The organism is Actinomycetospora termitidis, from assembly GCF_030286555.1.
GTDB lineage: Bacteria > Actinomycetota > Actinomycetes > Mycobacteriales > Pseudonocardiaceae > Actinomycetospora > Actinomycetospora termitidis.
The window spans coordinates 751,770-769,606 of record NZ_JASVWF010000003.1 but is presented as its reverse complement, the minus strand read 5'-3'; the positions used below and the strand labels follow the sequence as shown (position 1 = coordinate 769,606).

Sequence of the window (17,837 nt, the reverse complement as noted above, 5' to 3'; positions counted from 1 at the left end):
GCGGGTCAGCGGCCCTGCCATCGCGGGGGCCGCTTCTCCCGCGCGGCGAGCCCGCCCTCCGTCGCGTCCTCGGTCGCCCCGGCCACCCGACGCATCGTCTCCCCGAACCGGATCGCATCGGTCTGCGACATCTCCGGACCCCGTCGCGCGACCTCCTTGATCGCGCGCTGGGCCAGGGGCGCGCCGGCGAGCAGGCGCTGCGCGAAGGCGTCGACGGCGGAGTCCAGCTCCTCGTGCGGCACCACCTGCAGTGCCAGCCCGATCTCCTTCGCCCGCGCGGCGGAGATCGTCTCGCCGGTGAGCAGCAGCTCCATGGCGGGCTGCCAGCCCACCCGGCCCGGGAGCCGCAGCGCGCCGACGATCGTCGGGACGCCGAGCTTCACCTCCGGGTAGCCGAAGGTCGCGCGGTCCGAGGCGATGACGAAGTCGCACCACGTCACGAGCGTCAGCCCGTAGCCCAGGCACAGGCCGTTGACGGCGGCGATCACCGGCTTGTGGATCTCCCAGCCGGACTCGAAGGAGTTCACCGTCGGGCGCTCCCAGAACGACCCCGGGAACTCACCGGCCGGGTTGCGCTCGGAGCCGAAGTCCGCCCCTGCGCAGAACGCGCGGCCGGCGCCGGTCACCACGCCGACCCACGCCTCGTCGTCGGCGGAGAACCGGGAGAACGCGGCGTTGAGCCCGTCGCGCATGGCGCCGTCGATCGCGTTGAGCTTGTCCGGACGGTCGTAGGTGATGGTCGCGACGTGGCCGGTCCGGGCGTAGCGGACGCGGTCGTGGAGGCGTTCGTCGACGTCGACCATCGGGTGAGCACATCACATCCCCGAACGGGTAGCCCGGGTTGGCGGCGCGCTGACCCCGGGTGCATAGTTGTACCGAACAAGCGATTGTACGGAGCACGCAATGAACGCACCCATCGGTGAGCGCCCGGCCCCGCCCGTCCCCGAGGGGGCGGACGAGCGCTGGCGGACCTCGGACCGGATCGGCCTGCAGCTGATCCGGCTGATCCGGCACATCGAGCGCAAGCGGATGACCAAGCCGAAGGACGACGGCGTCGAGCGCGCCGCGTACGTCCTGCTCGCCCGCCTGGTCATCTCCGGGCCGCACCGGTCCAACGCGCTGGCCGAGGCCGTGCACTCCGACCCGTCGACGGTGAGCCGGCAGGTCGCCGCGCTCGTCCGGATCGGCTACGTCGAGCGCCGGCCCGATCCCGCCGACGGCCGGGCGTGCCTGCTCGCCGCCACCGCCGAGGGGCACCGGGTCTTCGAGGCCAACCGCGACCTCCGCAACCGCTGGATCTCCGATGTCACGAGCGACTGGGACGAGGCCGACCGCGAGCGGCTCGTCGCGTTGATGGACCGCTTCACCACCGCGCTCGAGAACCACCACGACGCGTCCCAGGAGGACCGATGAGCACGACGCAGGAGGCACAGGCGGCACCGCCCGTGTCGTCCGCGACGGCGGGCGGGGCGTTCACCCACCGCCAGATCCTGACGATCCTCTCCGGGCTCATGCTCGGCATGTTCCTGGCCGCGCTCGACCAGAACATCGTCTCCACCTCGATCCGCACCATCGCCGACGACCTCAACGGCCTGAACCTGCAGGCGTGGGCGACGACGGCGTACCTGATCACCGCGACGATCGCGACGCCGCTCTACGGCAAGCTCTCCGACCTCTACGGGCGCAAGCCGTTCTTCCTCTTCGCCATCGCCGTCTTCGTCATCGGGTCGGTGCTCTGCACGATCTCGACGTCGATGTACGAGCTGGCGATCTTCCGGGCCATCCAGGGCGCGGGCGCCGGCGGCCTGATGAGCCTCGCGCTCACGATCATCGGCGACATCGTCCCGCCGCGGGAGCGCGCCCGGTACCAGGGCTACTTCCTCGCGGTGTTCGGGACGTCGAGCGTCATCGGCCCGGTCGTCGGCGGCTTCTTCGCCGGCGCCGACTCGATCGTCGGGATCACCGGCTGGCGTTGGGTCTTCCTGGTCAACGTGCCGATCGGCATCATCGCCTTCACCGTCGTCTGGCGGGTGCTGAACCTCCCGCACAACCGTCGTGAGCACCGCATCGACTGGCCGGGCGCCACCGCACTCGCCGTCGCGCTCGTCCCGCTGCTGATCGTGGCCGAGCAGGGCCAGACGTGGGGCTGGGGCTCGACGTGGGCGATCGTCTGCTACGCGATCGGTGCCGTCGGCATCGTCGCGTTCGTCCTGGCCGAGCGTGCCTACGGCGACGACGCCCTGCTGCCACTGCGGCTGTTCCGCAACGGCGTCTTCAGCCTGACCACGATCATCGCGGTCATCACCGGTGTCGGCATGTTCGGCGGCATCGCGATCGTCCCGCAGTACCTGCAGATCGTCGGCGGGTCCAGCCCGACCGAGGCCGGTCTGGAGATGATCCCGCTGGTCGGCGGCATCATGGTCGCCTCGGTGATCTCCGGTCAGCTGACCAGCCGCACCGGGCGCTACAAGGTCTTCCCGGTGATCGGCCTCGGCCTGATGACCCTCGGCATGCTGCTCTTCCACTTCCTGCTGCACGCGGACACGCCGTACTGGCAGGTCGCGGTCCTCATGGTCGTGTTCGGCCTCGGGCTCGGGAACTGCATGCAGACCCTCGTGCTGGCCGTGCAGAACGCGGTCCCGGCGAGCGACATGGGCGTCGCGACCGCGTCGGCCACGTTCTTCCGCCAGATGGGCGGCACGCTCGGCGTCTCGGTGTTCCTGTCGATCCTGTTCTCCACCGTCGGCGGCAACATCACCTCCGCGTTCCGGACGGCGGCGTCCTCGCCCGACTTCCGGGCGGCCCTGGCCGACCCGGCCGTCGCCGCGGACCCGGTCAACACGCCGGGTGTGAACCCGGCCGTCGGCGCGGCGCAGGTCACCCAGGACTCGTCGATCCTGCAGCGGATGGACCCGCGCCTCGCGCAGCCGTACTTCGAGGGCTTCGCCTCGTCCATGGACCTGGTCTTCCTCGTGGCCGCCTGCGTCATCGCCGTCGGCTTCGTGCTCATCTGGTTCCTCAAGGAGGTCCCGCTGCGCACGACGTCGGGCATCCAGGCCCGGCAGGCCGAGGAGTCCGGTCGGGCCGCCGGCCCGGGCAGCGTCGACTCCGCCGCCGAGGTCACCGGAGCCGCCCGCGGCGCGCTGGACGTCCCGGCGTCCACTCCGCCCGTCGGCGCGGCCGGGGCCGCGGGCAGCGAACGCGTGCTGCGGCCCTCGCCGGTACCGCGCACCGGTCGGCACGAGGCGCCGGTGCGCCACGGCGACTCCGTGGTCCTCGGGGAGCTCTCCGACGGCTCCCTTCCCGACGACGGGTCGGTGCGGTTCACGCAGGAACTCGCCGGCATCCCGATGGCGCTGCACGCCCTCGACGGCACCGTCGTCGACCGGACGTTCTCCGCGGCCGACGGGTCGTTCCGGCTGCACGCGCCGCTGCCCGCCAACTACGTCGTCGTCGCGAACCCGAGCACGTTCAAGCCGCTCGCCGAGCTCGTGACGCTCGACGGGGTGCCCGTGCACCGGTCGCTGACGCTGCGCCGGGCGACGCCGGTGGGCGGCTCGGTGCGGGACACCGCGGACATCCCGGTGGTCGGTGCGACCGTGACGGTGACCGACGCGAGCGGCGGGGTCCGGGCGGTCCGCCGCACCGGCGCCGACGGCACGTGGGAGTGCCCGGAGCTCGAGCCGGGCGCCTACACCGTGGCGGTGCTCGCCCCCGGGCGGGAGCCGGTCGCCGAGCGGCTGGTCGTGGAGGAGGCCGCCCCGGCGGGCCGCCGCGGGACGCGGCACGACGTGCGGGTCGCCGTCGCGCGACACGCGGTCCGGGGCCGGGTCCGCTCGGTCACGGGCGGGGCCGTGCCGGAGTCGCTCGTGGTGCTCATGGGCGCCGACGGGCGGGTCGTCGCCTCGACCGTCACCGACGCCGCGGGTCGCTTCGCGGTGGAGGACCTCGCCGAGGGCCGCTACCTGCTGACCGCGAGCGGGTTCGCCCCGGTCTCGGAGACGGTCACCGTGACCTCCGGCCGCCCCGCCGCGGTCGAGCTCACCGTCGACCCGCCGCAGCCGGCCGGCACCGAGCCCGTCGACGACGCGACCGCTCCGCTGCCGGTGGTGCGCTGACCCCTCCCCGGAACGAACGGCACTCTCGCGCGCATCGATGCAGCGGGAGTGCCGCTCGTTCGTTCAGGGGTCAGGCGGCCGCCCGCACCAGGGCACTCATCAGCGACGTGGCCGGGTCGCCGAGGGCGTCCGGCTCCACGGTGGCGACCCGTTCCGCGATGCGCGCGCCGATCCCGGAGGTGCCCTCGCCCGTCGCGGGCCCGGTGGTGGCCGGGAGCTCCGCGAGCACACCTGCCGTGGCGGCCTCCAGCACCAGGGCGGCCTCCGGTTCGCCGAGGCTCGCGAGGCACATCGCGGCGGAGAGCACGGCCGCGGCGGGGTTGGCGCGCCCTGTGCCGGCGATGTCCGGCGCCGAGCCGTGGACCGGCTCGAACATGCCCGGCGTGTCCCCGGCCGGGTTGATGTTGCCGCTGGCCGCCAGCCCCAGCCCGCCCTGGATCGTCGCGCCGAGGTCGCTGATGATGTCGCCGAAGAGGTTGTCGGTGACGACGACGTCGAAGCGCTCCGGGGTCAGGGGCAGGTGCTGACACATCGCGTCCGCGTGCACGTAGTCCCGCCCGACCCCGGGGTACGCCGCGCCGACCTGCTCGACGACGTCGGTCCAGAGCCGACCGGCCTCGACGAGGATGTTCGTCTTGTGGCACAGCGTCAGCCGCCCGCGCCGTGCCCGCGCGAGCCGGTACGCGTACTCGACGCACGCGCGGGTCGCGGGTGTCGTCGTCACCGAGTTCTGGATCGCGGTCGCGTGCTCGGTGCCGCGGTGGACGGTCGTGCCGCCGCCCGCGTAGAGGCCCTCGGTGTTCTCCCGGATGATCACCAGGTCGCACCGGTCGGGGGTCAGGTCGCGGACCGGGCTCTCGACGCCGGGGTAGAGCCGGACCGGCCGGACGTTGACCGCGTGCCGCAGCGCGACCCGCAGGCCGACGACGAGCCCGCGCTCCAGGACCCCGGGCGGTACCCGGGGATCCCCGACCGCGCCGAGCAGGATCGCGTCGTGCCGCCGGAGCCGCTCGACGTCCGCGTCGTCGAGCGCGGTCCCGTCGCGCAGGTAGCGCTCGGCCCCCAGGTCGTACTCCGTCGTGGTGACGTCGAAGCCGAAGCGCCGCGCGGCCGCGTGGATGCTGCGCAGCGCCTCGGTGGTGACGTCGGGCCCGATGCCGTCGCCGCCGATGACGGCGAGGTCGTGGGTGGGCATGCGAGTCCTCTCGGGGAGCGGGTCAGGCCAGGGCGAAGTCGCGCCAGTCCTTGCCGGACGTCGGCTCGGTGTCCACCCACAGCGCCGTCAGGCAGTGCGGGCAGACGTGGGCGACCGCCGTGAGGGCGTCGTGGACGTCGACCCGGCCGCCGAGATCCTCCGGCCCGAGGGTGATGCGCCCGGCCAGGGACTCCCAGCCGCCCGCGAGGTCACCGAGCGGGGTGCGGCAGTGCGCGCAGGCCGCGACCGAGCGCCCGCCCGTCGTCCAGATCAGCAGGGAGGTGCCCCACCGGCCGTCCGGCTCGCCGGCGACCTCGGGCGCGGCGCCACCACCCGGCGCCGTCATGCGCTCGCGGCGGCCGGCACGGACCGCGTCCCGGCGGGCCTCGGTCGCGGCCGGGTCGACCTGGCCGCCGTCGGTCAGGACGACGCCGTAGAGCCGGTGGGCCGCCTCGACGCCGACCGCGGCCGCGGCTACGTCGGCGGCGACCGCGGCGGGGTCGCGCAGCAGCGGGTCGCCGTAGCCCCCGCCGTTCTGGACGGTGCACTCGAAGACGTCGCCGTGGGCGATCCGGGCCGCCGGCGCGACGCCCGGCAGGACCCCGTGGTCGCCGTCGAGCTCGCGGAGGTTGTCGACGCCGCGGCCGCTCGCGAGATGGTCGAGGACGCCGCTGCCGATGACGCGTTCGAAACGGGCGCAGGAGCCGGGCAGGCCGCCGAACAGCCCGGTGCGGTTGGGCAGGGCGACGCCGTGCGTGCCCAGGACTCCCGTGACCTCCTCGGTGTCGATCGGGGTGAGCGCGAACTGGACGCCGTTGCCGCCCCGGTGGGTCCCGGCCCCTCCGGAGTCGGGGACCTGCCGGCGCCACAGGTACAGCAGCGGGTGGCGCATCTCCTGCTGCTCGACGTCGGTGGCCCCGCCGCCGAGGATGACCATGGCCCCGCCCGAGTCGACCCCGTCGCGGAACGAGAAGGCCGGGCCGCCCCAGAGCAGGGAGTCCATGTACATCGAGGCGAAGGGCTCGCCGTGCTGGTCGATCCCGCCGAACTGGGAGAGCTGCCAGGAGCCGTCGCTCGGGCCGAAGGCGAAGCCCTCGTAGCGCTCGGAGAAGCTCAGCATCTTCGCGATCGCGCCGCCCGCGGAGCAGGTGGCGGTCCAGTTCGCACCGGCGGCGCCGCCGGAGACCGGCATCGGTTCCACCGCCGTGACGCACAGCCCGTCCGGGGCGACCACCTCGACCGGGCGCATGATGCCGTGGTTCCACGGGATCTCGCCGCCGAAGGTGCACAGCATCAGCGTCGCGACCGCCCCGAGCAGACCGCCGCGCGTCGTCATGCCGTACGCGGGGCTCTGCGGGCTCGCCCCGGAGAAGTCGAAGACGAGCCGGTCGTCGGTCTTGGTCATCACGCAGGGGACCCGGAGCAGTTCCACCCCGGCGTCGCCCGGGCGCCCGGAGCCGTCCGGCCGATCGAGGTAGGACGTGTGCTCGTAGGTGCCGTCGGGCAGCTCGCGCAGCATCGCCCGCAGGTCGGCCTCGGAGTTGTCGAGCGTCCTCTCCATCGTGGCGCGGACGGCGTCGGTGCCGTAGCGGTCGCAGAGTTCGCCGAAGCGCTGCTCGGCGACCCGGAGCCCGGCGAGGAAGGCGCGGAAGTCGTTCGCGACGGTGTCGTGCATCCGGGAGTTCAGGACGATCGTGTCCCAGAGCTCCTGGTTGACCACGCCCTTGCGGACGATGCGGCCCGGCGGGATGCGGATGCCCTCCTGGAAGACGTCCGTCGCGGTCGTGCACCAGCTGCCCGGATCCATCCCGCCGAGGTCGACCTGGTGGGCCATGCAGCCGAGCCAGGACACGATCTCGCCGTCGCGGAACACCGGGCTGCAGAACTGCACGTCGTTCTGGTGCATGGCCGCGAGGTAGGGGTCGTTGATGATGAAGACGTCGCCCGGCTCGATGTCGGAGTAGCGGGCCAGGAACTCCTGGACGGCCATCGCCCCGGTGTAGAGCGGGGTCAGCAGGTAGACGCCGATGATCGCCATCTCGCCCGTGGCGGTGTAGATGCCGAAGTTGTAGTCGGTGGCGTGCACGACGGGGGAGCCCGAGACGTGCTCGACGGTCGTCGCGCCCTCCGAGTTGATCGACCAGAGCTTGTGGCGGATGACCTCGTAGGTGACGGGGTCGACGCCGCCGGTGGTGGTCGCTGCGGTGCTCACTGCGCTGCTCACGGTGTCCTCCGGGTGCTCAGGCGCGGTTCTGGATGACGAGGTCGCCGGTGCCGTCGACGACGGCGTCCTGCTCGGGGCCGACGACGACCGTGGTGTCGGCGAGCTCGACGATCGCGAGGCCGTCGATGGTCATGCCGTCGTGGAGCTGCTCCCCGCGGTAGACCGTGGCGTCGCGCCACGCGCCGCCGCTGAACACGCTGCGGGTCCCCGCGGGTGAGCCGGCCCCGGAACCGGGGCCGGCCACCGTCGAGAACTCGGCGCGGGGGACCGGGCTGGTCGCGACGACGCGGAAGGTGGTGATCTCGACGCCGCCCTCGAGGAAGGCCGCCCCCTTGCCGAAGCGGCCCTCGTACTGCTCGACGAACCGCTCGACCATGCCGTTCACGTCCGCCGCGGACAGCGCGCCGGAGCCCGCCTCGAAGGTCACGGTCAGGACGTGGATCTGGGCGCGGAAGCGGATCTCGACGGAGCGGACGTAGGAGATCGTGTCCGCCCCGGCGCCGGCCGCGACGAGGTCGCGCGCGGCCCGGTCGGCGAGCTGGTCGAAGGTCGCGGTGAGGGTCTCCGGCGGGAGGGCGGCGGCGTGGTCGGTGGTGCCCGGCGGGGTCTGCATGGGCTGGGAGATCTCCTCGACCATCGTCAGGTCCGAGCAGCCGATGCCGAACGCCGAGTGCACCGAGGCGGTGATCGGCACGATGATCTGCGGGCAGCCGAGCTCGGCACCGTAGGAGAACGCGTGCAGCGGGCCCGCGCCGCCGTAGGCGAACACCGCGAAGTCGGTGGGGTCGTAGCCCTGCTCGACGGTGACCTGGCGGACGAGGTCGGCCATGCGGGAGTCGACGATCGTCTTGATGCCCTCCGCGGCCTGCTCGACCGACAGCCCGGCCGGGCCGGCCACGTGCGTCTCGATGGCGGTCCGCGCCTTCCCGACGTCGAGCGTCAGTCGCCCGCCGAGGAAGTTGTCCGGGTTGAGGTAGCCCAGGACGAGGTCGGCGTCGGCCACCGTCGGGCGCTCGCCGCCGCGGCCGTAGCAGGCCGGGCCCGGCCGGGCGCCGGCGCTCTCCGGCCCGACCTGCAGCACCCCGTTGCGCACCGAGGCGATCGAGCCCGCCCCGGCGCCGATCGCGCGGACCGCGACCGAGGGCAGGGCGAGCTGGTCGCGGCCGATCAACGTCGTGTTCGACATGACCGGCAGCCCGTCGAGGACCAGCCCGACGTCGAAGCTGGTGCCGCCCATGTCCGTGGTGACGACGTTGCGGTGCCCGGAGCGGGTGCCGAGGAACTGCGAGGCGATGACCCCGCCGACCGGGCCGGACATCACCGTGGCAGCCGCGCGCTTCTCGACCTCGTCGAACGTGGCGAGCCCGCCGTTGGACTGCATGAGCAGCGGGCCGCTGCGCAGGCCGGCCCTCGTCAGGGTGTGCTCGAAACTGTCCAGGGAGGTCTTCAGGACCGGCCGCAGGCTCGCGTTGACCGCGGTGGTGAGCGTGCGCTCGTACTCGCCGATGCGGGGCAGGAACTCGCTGGAGAGCGTCACCCCGAGGCCGGGGGCCTCCTCGGCGACGATCTCGGCGACCCGGCGCTCGTGGGTGTCGTTCGCGAACGACCACAGCAGGGCGACCGCGATCACCTCGGCGCCGCGGTCGCGCAGGGCGCGCACTGCCCGCCGGACGTCGTCCTCGTCCAGCGGGCAGACCACGCGGCCGGCGTAGTCGACGCGCTCGGTGATCTCCTCGGTCATCGCCCGCGGGACCGCGGTGGGCTGCTTGACCAGGGTGCGGAAGCGCTTGATGTCCTCCTCGTCCAGCCCGATGCCCTTGAACCCGCGCATGATCGTCAGCGTGTCCCCGAAGCCGCGGGTCTGGAGCAGACCGACGCGGCGGGCACGGCCCTCGAGCATCGCGTTCGTGGCGATCGTGGTGCCGTGCGCGAACACCTCGACCTGACCGAGGAGCTCGCCGAGCTCCACGCCGCGCTCGGCGGCGGCGTCCACGAGGGTGTCCAGCACGCCCTCGGCCGGGTTGTCCGGGACGGTGGAGGACTTGTAGCGCCCGACGTGGCCGTCCTGGTCGATCACGACGGTGTCGGTGAACGTCCCGCCGATGTCGGAGGCGACGTAGTAGGTGGGCATGGCTGGGTCACTCCTTCGTGGACCTGACGGAGCTCGTCGATCGTGGTCTGGATGTGGGCGCGGGCCAGGCGCTCGGCGGCGGCCTCGTCGGCGGCGGCGATCGCGTCCGCGATGGCCTCGTGCTCGCCGATCGCCCGGCGGGCGCGGGCGGGCTCGACGAGGGCGACCGGCGCGAAGACCTGCGCGGTCATGCGCAGCAGCGGCGCCTGGGCGAGCAGGAACTCGTTGCCCGCGAGGTGGAGGATCTGCTCGTGGAAGTCGACGTTGGCGCCGGTGTAGGCGCGCGGTGACCACGGGTCGAGCGCGCCGCGCTGGGTGGTGAGGACGTGCCGCAGGTCGCGGCAGCGGGCCGCGCCGGGTCGCGCCCGGGCCGCGAGTCGGGCGGCGAGCCCGTCGTGGACCGCGCGCAGTTCGTAGGCGGCCAGCAGCGTCGGGACGTCGCCGGTCACCACGCGGGCGCCCTGGCCCGGGTCGACCCGGACCAGCCCGTCCTGCTCGAGTGCCCGGAGGGCCTCGCGCAACGGCGTGCGGCTGACCCCGAGCTCGGCGGCCAGCGTCTCCTGCGGCAGCCGCGCGCCGGCCGCGTAGCGCCCGCTGTAGATGCGTTCGCGGAGGACGGCGGCGAGCTCGTCGACCAGCCCGGAGGCCGAGCGGGCCGATCGCTCCACGGGGCCTCCTGCCGTCGTCGGCGCGGACTGGATACAGCTGGATACAGCGATCGGAGAGTGGACTGTGACGCTGACGATAGTCAAGCGCGGGTCGGGTCCGTCCTGCTCAGGGCCCCTACCTCGCCGTCGCGGACCGCGTGAACCGCCCGGCATCGCGCGTCTTGACGACGGCGAGAGCGGGCTGCATGCTCCGGGAGCCGCTCGCTGGTCAGACCAGCACCCGACGTCGTCGTCAGGAGGGGTTCGTGGATCCGCGACCCGACGTGCCACCCGTTCCCGAGGGTCTCCCGGTCGGCTCCGGCTGGCGCACCGACGTGGCCCGGGCGCCCGTGGTCTTCCCGTTCGACGGGTCCACCGTCGCGGAGGCGCCCGTGGGCACCGTCGAGCTCGCCCGCGAGGCCCTCGCCGCCGGCGCGGCGGTGCGCCGCGCGGCCGCGACCCTGACCTCGGCCGCCCGACGCGCAATCCTGCTCGACGTGGAGCGCGAGCTCGCCGCGCGCACCGACGAGTTCGTCGAGCTGCTGATCGCCGAGACGGGCAAGACCCGCGCGGACTGCCGGGTCGAGTTCTCCCGCACCCTGTTCACCTGGACCGCGACCGCGGAGGAGGTCGCCCACCTCCACGGGGAGACCGTCCCGCTGGACCTGCAGGCTTCCGGCGAGGGCATGGTCGGCTACTGGACGCGGCGGCCGATCGGCCTCGTCGTCGGGATCGCGGGGTTCAACGCGCCGGTCCTGCTCGCCTCGCACAAGATCGCCCCGTCGATCGCCGCCGGCTGCCCGGTGATCTGCAAGCCCGCGCCGACCACGCCGCTCGCCACGCTCCGGCTGGCCGACGTCGTGCGACGGGCCGCGGAGGCGCACGGCGCCCCGCCCGCGATCGTCCAGGTGGTGACCGGGGACGCCGAGGTCGGGAAGGTGCTGGTGACCGCCCCCGAAGTGGCGGCGGTGTCCTTCACCGGTTCGGCCGCGGTCGGGCACCGGATCGCCCGGGACGCGGCACCGCGGAAGACTCTGCTCGAGTTGGGGAGCAACGCCGCGCTGATCGTGGACACCGACGCAGACCTCGACCGCGCCGTCGACGCGGTCCTGCGCGGCGGCTTCTACTTCAACGGACAGGCGTGCATCGCGGTGCAGCGCGTCATTGTGTGCGAGCCGGTGCGCGACGAGTTCCTGGGCGGGCTCTCGGCACGGATCGGGGAACTGACGACCGGCGATCCCCGGGACGACGGCACCCGGGTCGCCCCGCTCATCGACGAGGCCTCCACCCGTCGCGTCCTGGAGTGGATCGAGGCGGCCGAGCGGGCCGGGGCGAAGGTCGTCCACGGCGGGCGCGTCGCCGGCCGCTCGGTCGAGCCCACGGTCCTGCTCGACGTCCCGGAGGACCAGCAGGCCTGGTGCGAGGAGATCTTCGCGCCGGTCGTGGCCGTGAACTCGGTGCCCGACCTCGCGACGGCCCTCGAGACCGCCAACCGGTCCCGCTACGGGCTGCAGGCCAGCGTCTTCACGCGCTCGCTCGCGACGGCCTTCCGCGCCATCGACGAGCTGGAGGTCGGCGGCGTGATCGTCAACGAGGTGCCCGGCTTCCGGTCGGACGTCATGCCGTACGGCGGGGTCAAGGACTCCGGCATCGGCCGGGAGGGCCCGCGGTTCGCCATCGAGGAACTGACCGTGACGCGCATGGCCGTCATCCGCCCCGCCTGACCAGGAGGACCGACCGTGACCGACACGACCGACTACCGGCGGCTGTTCGACCTCCACGACCGCCGGGTCCTGCTGCTCGGCGCCGGGGGGATCGGGCGCGAGGCCGGGCTGGCGCTCGCCGCCCAGGGCGCGGAGGTGATCTGCGGCGACCGCGACGCCGACACCGCCGCGACCACGGCCGAGGGCGTGACCGGTGCGGGCGGTCGGGCCACCGCGGTGGAGCTCGACGTCACCGACCCCGCCGACCTGGACCGCCGGCTCGACGAGATCGGTGACGTCGACGTCGTCGTGCTCACGGCCGCGATCAACGTCCGCAAGCGCCTGCTCGACTACTCCGTCGAGGAGTTCGACCGGGTCGTCGGGCTGAACCTGCGCGGCAGCTTCACCGTCCTGCGCGCGGTCGGCGCCCGCATGGTGGCCCGCGGCTCCGGCAGCATCATCGCGTTCTCGTCGATCCGCGCGCGGACCGTCGAGGCGGGGCAGGGAGTTTATGCGGCGACGAAGGCCGGTCTGGAGGCCCTGGTCCGCACGGCGGCGGTGGAGTTCGGCGAGGCGGGTGTGCGCGTCAACGCGATCGCGCCGGGGGTCGTCGAGACGCCACTGACCGCGCAGATCCGGGCGGACCCGGAGTGGTACCGGGCCTACGCCACCAAGGGGGCGCTCGGGCGGTGGTCGACCCCGTCGGAGCTGGCCGGAGCCGTCGTCTACCTCGCGTCCGACGCCTCGACCTTCGTCACCGGCTCCACCCTGAGCGTGGACGGCGGGTGGACCGCCGTCGACGGGCGGTTCGTGCCGCCGACCTGACGACTACCGTCGACGGTCGTGGGGGAACGGCGATGACCGACACCGCCGGCCGGTCGGCCGCCGCGGCGTCCGACCGCGCCTACCGGCGGATGGTCGACGACATCGAGAGCCGGATCGCCGCCGGCGACCTCCGGCCCGGTGACCGGCTGCCCAGCGAGCGGGAGCTCGTCGAGCACTACGGCATCGCCCGCTCGTCGGTGCGCGAGGCCCTCCGGGTCCTGGAGAGCCTGGAATTGGTGCGGTCGGCCCCGCGGGACCCGCGCGGACCGCTGGTCCTGCCGATCACCTCCGCGCCGATCCGGCGCTCCTTGGGTCTGCTGACCGCGAGCCGCACGATCGTGCTGCCCGAGCTGGTGCAGCTGCGCATGGTCATCGACGCCTCGACCAACCTCATCGCGGCCCGTCGTCGTACCCCGGCCCACCTCGTCGCGCTCGAGCGCAACATGGCCCGCATGCGGGGCCTGCTGCACCGTTCGTACGCCGAGTTCAGCCTGGCGGACCTGGAGTTCCACGAGATCATCGCCGACGCCGCGGGACACGAGCTGGTGCGCCTGTACGGCGAGGCGGTCCGCGAGGCCGTCCTCGACCTGATCCAGCGGACGATCCTGGACGCCGACGACCAGGAGGCGCACAAGCTGCGCTCGATCCGCCACCACAGCGCGGTGTTCGACGCGATCAGCGACGGCGACGGGCCGGCGGCGTCGCGCCTGGCCCGCGAGAGCCTGTACCAGTACTACGCCGACCACGTGGACCCCGAGGACCGGGAGATCATGGCGGAGCTGGTGCGGGAGTGCGGGGGGCGCGTCGACGGGTGATACCCGGTCGGCCGGCCGCGGTTACTCGTCCCGTCCCGGGCACTACTCGACGGGTCCCGCGCACCTTCCGCGGGCCCGGCTCCTCCCGCCAGGCTCGGATCACCGCGGACGCCCCGACCGGAGCGCCGCACCGAGCGAGGAGGACCCCGTGAACCAGGACCGCTACGGCCGCCCGACCGACCGTCCCACCGACGTGCCCCCGGCCGCCCCCGTGATGGGGATCCCGATGGCCTACCCGATCGCCCCGGAGGGCGGGGGCGTCCTGATGGTCAACGGTGTGCCCCAGCCGCTGAGCCGGGGGAGCTCCCGGGTGATGATCGGCGCGATCGTCTTCGCGACCTGCGTGGTGCCGCTGGTCATCATCGCCGCGGTGCTGTTCATGATGCCGGACTTCGACGCGATCCTCGGCGGGACGCCGTCGCCGGCCGTCCCCTCGGTGACGATCACGCCGCGCTGAGGCGGACATCCGGGACGTCCCGGTCCTCGCCGGACGGCGGGGTCATGAGGTAGGACGTCCCGGTGCAGGGTGCCGCCTGGCCGTTGACGGGCCGCGAGACGGAGCTCGACGCGGCGCGGACGGCGCTGGAGCGCACCGGTGGCGCCGAGCTCGTCGGGGCTCCGGGGTCGGGCCGTACCCGTCTCGCGCACGCGATCGGTCGCGGGGAATCCGGGCGCGGGCGGCGGGTCGAACTCCTCACGGGCACGACGTGGGGAGCGGACGTGCCGCTCGGTGCGCTCGCGGTGCGCCATCCCGGGCTCGCCGACGCGCCGCCGGACGTCGCCCGGGGCGTCCAGCGCACGCGCGCCGCGCTGGACGTCGGGTCCGGGCCCGTCACGGTCGTCGTCGACGACGCCCACCTGGTCGACGCGCTGACCGCCCAGGTGCTCCACCGGCTCGTCGGGGCGGGCGAGGTCCGCCTGCTGCTGACCGCGCCGACCGGGGCCGACCTCCCGGAGGCCTTCGCCGTCCTGCGCGGTGCGGGACACGTGGTGCGGGTCGAGCTCGCCCCGCTGACCCACGACGAGGTCCACCACCTGCTCGAGGCCGTGCTCGGTGCGGCGGTCGAGGGGGCGACGGCCTTCGAGCTCGCCGAGCTCAGCGGGGGCGCGCCCCGCCTCCTGCGGGCGCTCGTCACCGACGGGTGCTCCTCGGGCGCCCTGCGGCGGACCGGGGAGGTGTGGCGCTGGCACGACGACGTACGCCCGACCCCCGGGCTCCGGGCGGTCGTGCTGGCCCGGTTCCGTGGCCTGCCGGTCGGGCAGCGCGAGCTGCTCGACCGGCTGGCGCTCGCGGGCGCGGTCGGGCTGGAGGTGGTCGAGCGGCTGCCGGGCGGCGCCGAGGTCGGCGAGCTGGACCGGGCCGGCCTGGTCTCCTCGCGGGAGGAGGGCCGCCGCCTCGTCGTCGACCTGGCGCACCGGGTGGACGGGCCGTCGCTGCGGGCCGAGCAGTCACCGCTGGTACGGAGGCGTGGCTTCCGGGAGCTGGCAGCGGCGCTCGAGGCCGCCCTGGACGCCGCCGGCCGCCGCCGCACCGAGGACACGGCCCGGCTGCTGACCTGGCGGCTCGAGGGCGGGGTCGCCGTCGACACCGACGAGCTGGTCGCCGCCGCCGTGACCGCGCCGCCGTCGTGGGCCGAGCCGCTGCTCGTGCGGGCTCTCGAGCAGGGCGCGGGGTTCGAGGCCGCGCAGCGGCTGGCCGGGATCCTCGTCGCCCAGGGACGCTACGACGAGGCCGGCGAGCGCTACCGGGCCGCCTTCGAGGGGCCCGCCGACGACGAGGCCCGGGCCGAGCTCGCCGTCCGGTGGGCGACGGTGCAAGCGTGGGCGGTCGCGGACGGCGCGGCGCCCCGGCGGATCCACACCGAGCTGCTGGCCCGGCTCGACGGTCGTCCGCACCCGACCGGGGTCGCGGTGCTCGACGCGGTCGCGCTGCTCGAGGAGGGCCGGTACGCCGACGCCGACGCCGTCCTCACCCCGCTCCTCGATCCGGACGAACCCGGGTCCGTGCCCGCCTTCGTCACCGCGGCCGTCGCGCGTCCCCTGGCCGGGCGGCTGGAGGCGGGGGCCGACGCCGCCCGCCGCGCGCTCGCGCTCATGGAGGGCGACGGAGGGCCGGATCTGATCTCCCACCGGCTCCTCGCGCGCAGCGGTGGGCTGTGGATGTCGCGGGTGTGGGCCGGGGAGTTCGACGAGGCGGCCGCGCTGGCCCGCGACTGGTACGCCGAGGCGCGTGCCGCCGGGCTCGGGGTCGCCGGGCCGTTGCGGGCGGTGTACGCGCTGATGATCGGCGTCGACGCGGCCCGCCGGGGCCGGCTCGACACCGCGGTCCGGTGGCTCCGGGACTGTGCCTCGCAGGACGAGATCGAGCGCGTCCCCTGCGCTCCTCAGCTCTGCGGCGAGATGCTGGCGGTGCTCGCCCAGAGCGGCCGCGTCGACGAGATCCGGGTCTGGCTCGACCACCTCGACGCCGGCCGCGTCGTCGACGTCGTGCACTTCCGGCCCTGGGTCGCGCTCGGCCGCGCCTGGGCCGAGGCGGCCGCGGGCCGGCCGGGGGCCGCCGCGGAGCGTGCGGTCGCGGTGGCGGACGAGGCCGCCGGGCTCGGGCAGCACTGCTACGAGGTGGACGCCCTGCACGTCGCGGCCCGTCTCGGCGCCCGCGCCCGGGTGGCCGACCGGCTCGCCGCCGTCGCCACCCGGACCGACAGCCCCCTCGCGGCCTGGCACGCCCGCTACGCCGCGGCCGTCTCCGGGGAGGAGCTCGACGAGGCGGCCGCGGGGTACGCGCGGTTCGGGACGATGCTCCTGGCCGCCGAGGCCGCGCTCGAGGCCGCCGGTGCCCACCGCGCCGCCGGCCGCCCCGGGCCGGCCGCGGCGTCCGCGGCCCGCTCGCGCACCTGGGCCGAGGACTGCGAGAGCCCGGCGACCCCGATCCTCACCGCGTCGCGGCAGGAGGACGACCTCACCGCGCGCGAGCGGGAGATCGCCGAGCTGGCCTCGACCGGACTGTCCAGCCGGCAGATCGCGGCCACGCTCGTCCTCTCCACGCGCACCGTCGACAACGTGCTCGGGGCGGTCTACGCGAAGTTGGGGGTCCGGGGGCGGACCGAGCTCACCGCGCTCCTGCGCGGGGAGCCGACGACGGGACGATGACGTCGTCGATCCGGCTCGGCTCCGACCGGGCCGAGCGGGCACCGGGAGCTGTCGGCGGGCCCCTCGGACAGCACTCGGTACCTGCTGATCGTCGCGGCGGCGGGTGAATGGCCCCCTGCACGCGTCCAGTGCCGGTGACGGGCCATCGTCACGCGGCTGCCGAGGCGCGGGGGTCCTTGATCAGCAGCTTCGTGGAGCGGCGGAAGGCCCAGACCGCGACGAGCACGACCAGCGCGGTCAGCGGCATGCCGGTCGCGACCTTGGCGATCGCGAGGATCCCGGTGTCGCCGGCCTGGTAGGCGATCTGGTTGACCGCGAACCGGGCGGTGGCGACGACGGCGGCGAACAGGGTCGCGACGTCGTGGGTGCGCAGGACCCGGCGGTCGGCTCGCCAGTCGTGGCGCTTGCCGTGGAACCAGCTCCACATCAGGCCGGTCACGGGTCGGCGGGCGATCAGGGAGACGGTCAGGCCGACCGCCATGGCGAAGCCCATCCAGATCCCGATGAGGAAGAAGTCGCGCGGCGACCCCGTCCACAGGGTGATCGCTCCGGCGAACGCGACGCCGATGATGCCGCCGGACGCCGCGACGACCTTCTCCTTCCGCACGACCATCCGGAACACCGCGAGCACGACCGCGGACCCGAGGGCGACGAGGGTCGTCGTGAGCAGCGGGAGGAACGAGTTCGCGATCGAGAACACGATCGCGGGCACGTTGGTGTAGACGATCCCGCCGACCCCGCCCATCTGGTCGAGCAGCACCCGGCCCGGCGAGGGCTCGGACGGCTCGGACGGCTCGGACGGCTCCGCGGGCTGCTGCGGGGTGAGCCGCACCAGGGGGAGACGGGCGGTCGGTGCCTCCGGGCCGACGATCGGGGTCGGAGCGGTGACGGGGTCGGGCTCCTCGGACGCGGGGCGCGTCTGCTCGGCGATCATGTCCGTCTCTCCCGGATTCGGTGCGTTGACGGACTCCACGGAACGGTGTGCCGCTGCGGCACACGCAACGCCGACGTGACCGGGGTCACGGAGCG

The 17,837-nt window shown here is 74.3% G+C and carries 13 protein-coding genes; 7 read left to right on the top strand and 6 right to left on the bottom strand.

Annotation, left to right across the window (positions count from 1 at the left end; genetic code table 11):
* Positions 1-5: 5 nt before the first annotated feature.
* Positions 6-803: an enoyl-CoA hydratase/isomerase family protein gene (locus QRT03_RS17145; RefSeq protein ID WP_286054143.1), complete on the bottom strand. Its 798-nt coding sequence runs from the start codon at positions 801-803 to the stop codon at positions 6-8.
* A gap of 100 nt (positions 804-903) precedes the next feature.
* On the opposite strand from QRT03_RS17145, the gene QRT03_RS17140 reads away from it, so the two are divergent.
* A complete protein-coding gene (locus tag QRT03_RS17140) occupies positions 904-1,413 on the top strand; it encodes a MarR family winged helix-turn-helix transcriptional regulator (protein ID WP_286054142.1) in 510 nt (169 codons plus the stop codon).
* Entirely contained in the window at positions 1,410-4,118 is a 2,709-nt protein-coding gene (locus QRT03_RS17135) for an MFS transporter (RefSeq protein ID WP_286054141.1), read from the top strand. The genes QRT03_RS17140 and QRT03_RS17135 overlap by 4 nt, the downstream gene beginning before the upstream one ends.
* Before the next feature lie 70 nt (positions 4,119-4,188).
* Here QRT03_RS17135 and QRT03_RS17130 read toward each other — a convergent pair whose 3' ends face one another.
* Genes QRT03_RS17130 through QRT03_RS17115 form a run of 4 tightly spaced genes read right to left on the bottom strand, consistent with a single transcriptional unit; the run spans position 4,189 to position 10,336 of the window.
* Positions 4,189-5,313 carry a 3-isopropylmalate dehydrogenase gene (locus tag QRT03_RS17130; RefSeq protein ID WP_286054140.1) on the bottom strand — a complete coding sequence of 375 codons (1,125 nt, stop codon included), beginning with the start codon at positions 5,311-5,313 and terminating at the stop codon, positions 4,189-4,191.
* A 22-nt stretch (positions 5,314-5,335) separates the two neighbouring features.
* On the bottom strand, positions 5,336-7,537 hold the full coding sequence (locus QRT03_RS17125; protein ID WP_286054139.1) for a hydantoinase B/oxoprolinase family protein: 2,202 nt from the start codon (positions 7,535-7,537) through the stop codon (positions 5,336-5,338).
* Positions 7,538-7,553: 16 nt separating this feature from the next.
* Positions 7,554-9,668, bottom strand: coding sequence for a hydantoinase/oxoprolinase family protein (locus QRT03_RS17120; RefSeq protein ID WP_286054138.1), 2,115 nt, complete (start codon positions 9,666-9,668; stop codon positions 7,554-7,556).
* Positions 9,611-10,336, bottom strand: a complete 726-nt coding sequence (locus QRT03_RS17115; protein ID WP_286054137.1) for a GntR family transcriptional regulator — start codon at positions 10,334-10,336, stop codon at positions 9,611-9,613. Before QRT03_RS17115 ends, QRT03_RS17120 begins: the two co-directional genes overlap by 58 nt.
* 263 nt (positions 10,337-10,599) lie before the next feature.
* Between QRT03_RS17115 and QRT03_RS17110 the strand changes: the two genes are divergently transcribed.
* From QRT03_RS17110 to QRT03_RS17090, 5 genes are all read left to right on the top strand, one after another.
* Positions 10,600-12,039, top strand: a complete 1,440-nt coding sequence (locus tag QRT03_RS17110; protein WP_286054393.1) for an aldehyde dehydrogenase family protein — start codon at positions 10,600-10,602, stop codon at positions 12,037-12,039.
* Between the two features lie 15 nt (positions 12,040-12,054).
* On the top strand, positions 12,055-12,843 hold the full coding sequence (locus QRT03_RS17105; protein WP_286054136.1) for an SDR family NAD(P)-dependent oxidoreductase: 789 nt from the start codon (positions 12,055-12,057) through the stop codon (positions 12,841-12,843).
* Between the two features lie 32 nt (positions 12,844-12,875).
* A complete protein-coding gene (locus QRT03_RS17100) occupies positions 12,876-13,658 on the top strand; it encodes a FadR/GntR family transcriptional regulator (RefSeq protein ID WP_286054135.1) in 783 nt (260 codons plus the stop codon).
* A gap of 148 nt (positions 13,659-13,806) precedes the next feature.
* Positions 13,807-14,115 (top strand): hypothetical protein, encoded by a 309-nt coding sequence (locus QRT03_RS17095; protein ID WP_286054134.1) that lies wholly within the window; start codon positions 13,807-13,809, stop codon positions 14,113-14,115.
* Between the two features lie 62 nt (positions 14,116-14,177).
* Positions 14,178-16,808, top strand: coding sequence for a helix-turn-helix transcriptional regulator (locus QRT03_RS17090; RefSeq protein ID WP_286054133.1), 2,631 nt, complete (start codon positions 14,178-14,180; stop codon positions 16,806-16,808).
* Between the two features lie 148 nt (positions 16,809-16,956).
* Here QRT03_RS17090 and QRT03_RS17085 read toward each other — a convergent pair whose 3' ends face one another.
* Positions 16,957-17,742, bottom strand: a complete 786-nt coding sequence (locus tag QRT03_RS17085) for a DUF3159 domain-containing protein (protein WP_286054132.1) — start codon at positions 17,740-17,742, stop codon at positions 16,957-16,959.
* Positions 17,743-17,837: the final 95 nt, after the last annotated feature.

Excerpts from the sequence above, each read along its gene's own strand:
- QRT03_RS17135 (WP_286054141.1), top strand. The coding sequence starts at position 1,410 with ATGAGCACGACGCAGGAGGCACAGGCGGCACCGCCCGTGTCGTCCGCG.
- QRT03_RS17130 (WP_286054140.1), bottom strand. The coding sequence starts at position 5,313 with ATGCCCACCCACGACCTCGCCGTCATCGGCGGCGACGGCATCGGGCCC.
- QRT03_RS17120 (WP_286054138.1), bottom strand. The coding sequence starts at position 9,668 with ATGCCCACCTACTACGTCGCCTCCGACATCGGCGGGACGTTCACCGAC.
- QRT03_RS17085 (WP_286054132.1), bottom strand. The coding sequence starts at position 17,742 with ATGATCGCCGAGCAGACGCGCCCCGCGTCCGAGGAGCCCGACCCCGTC.
- QRT03_RS17145 (WP_286054143.1), bottom strand. The coding sequence starts at position 803 with ATGGTCGACGTCGACGAACGCCTCCACGACCGCGTCCGCTACGCCCGG.
- QRT03_RS17100 (WP_286054135.1), top strand. The coding sequence starts at position 12,876 with ATGACCGACACCGCCGGCCGGTCGGCCGCCGCGGCGTCCGACCGCGCC.
- QRT03_RS17140 (WP_286054142.1), top strand. The coding sequence starts at position 904 with ATGAACGCACCCATCGGTGAGCGCCCGGCCCCGCCCGTCCCCGAGGGG.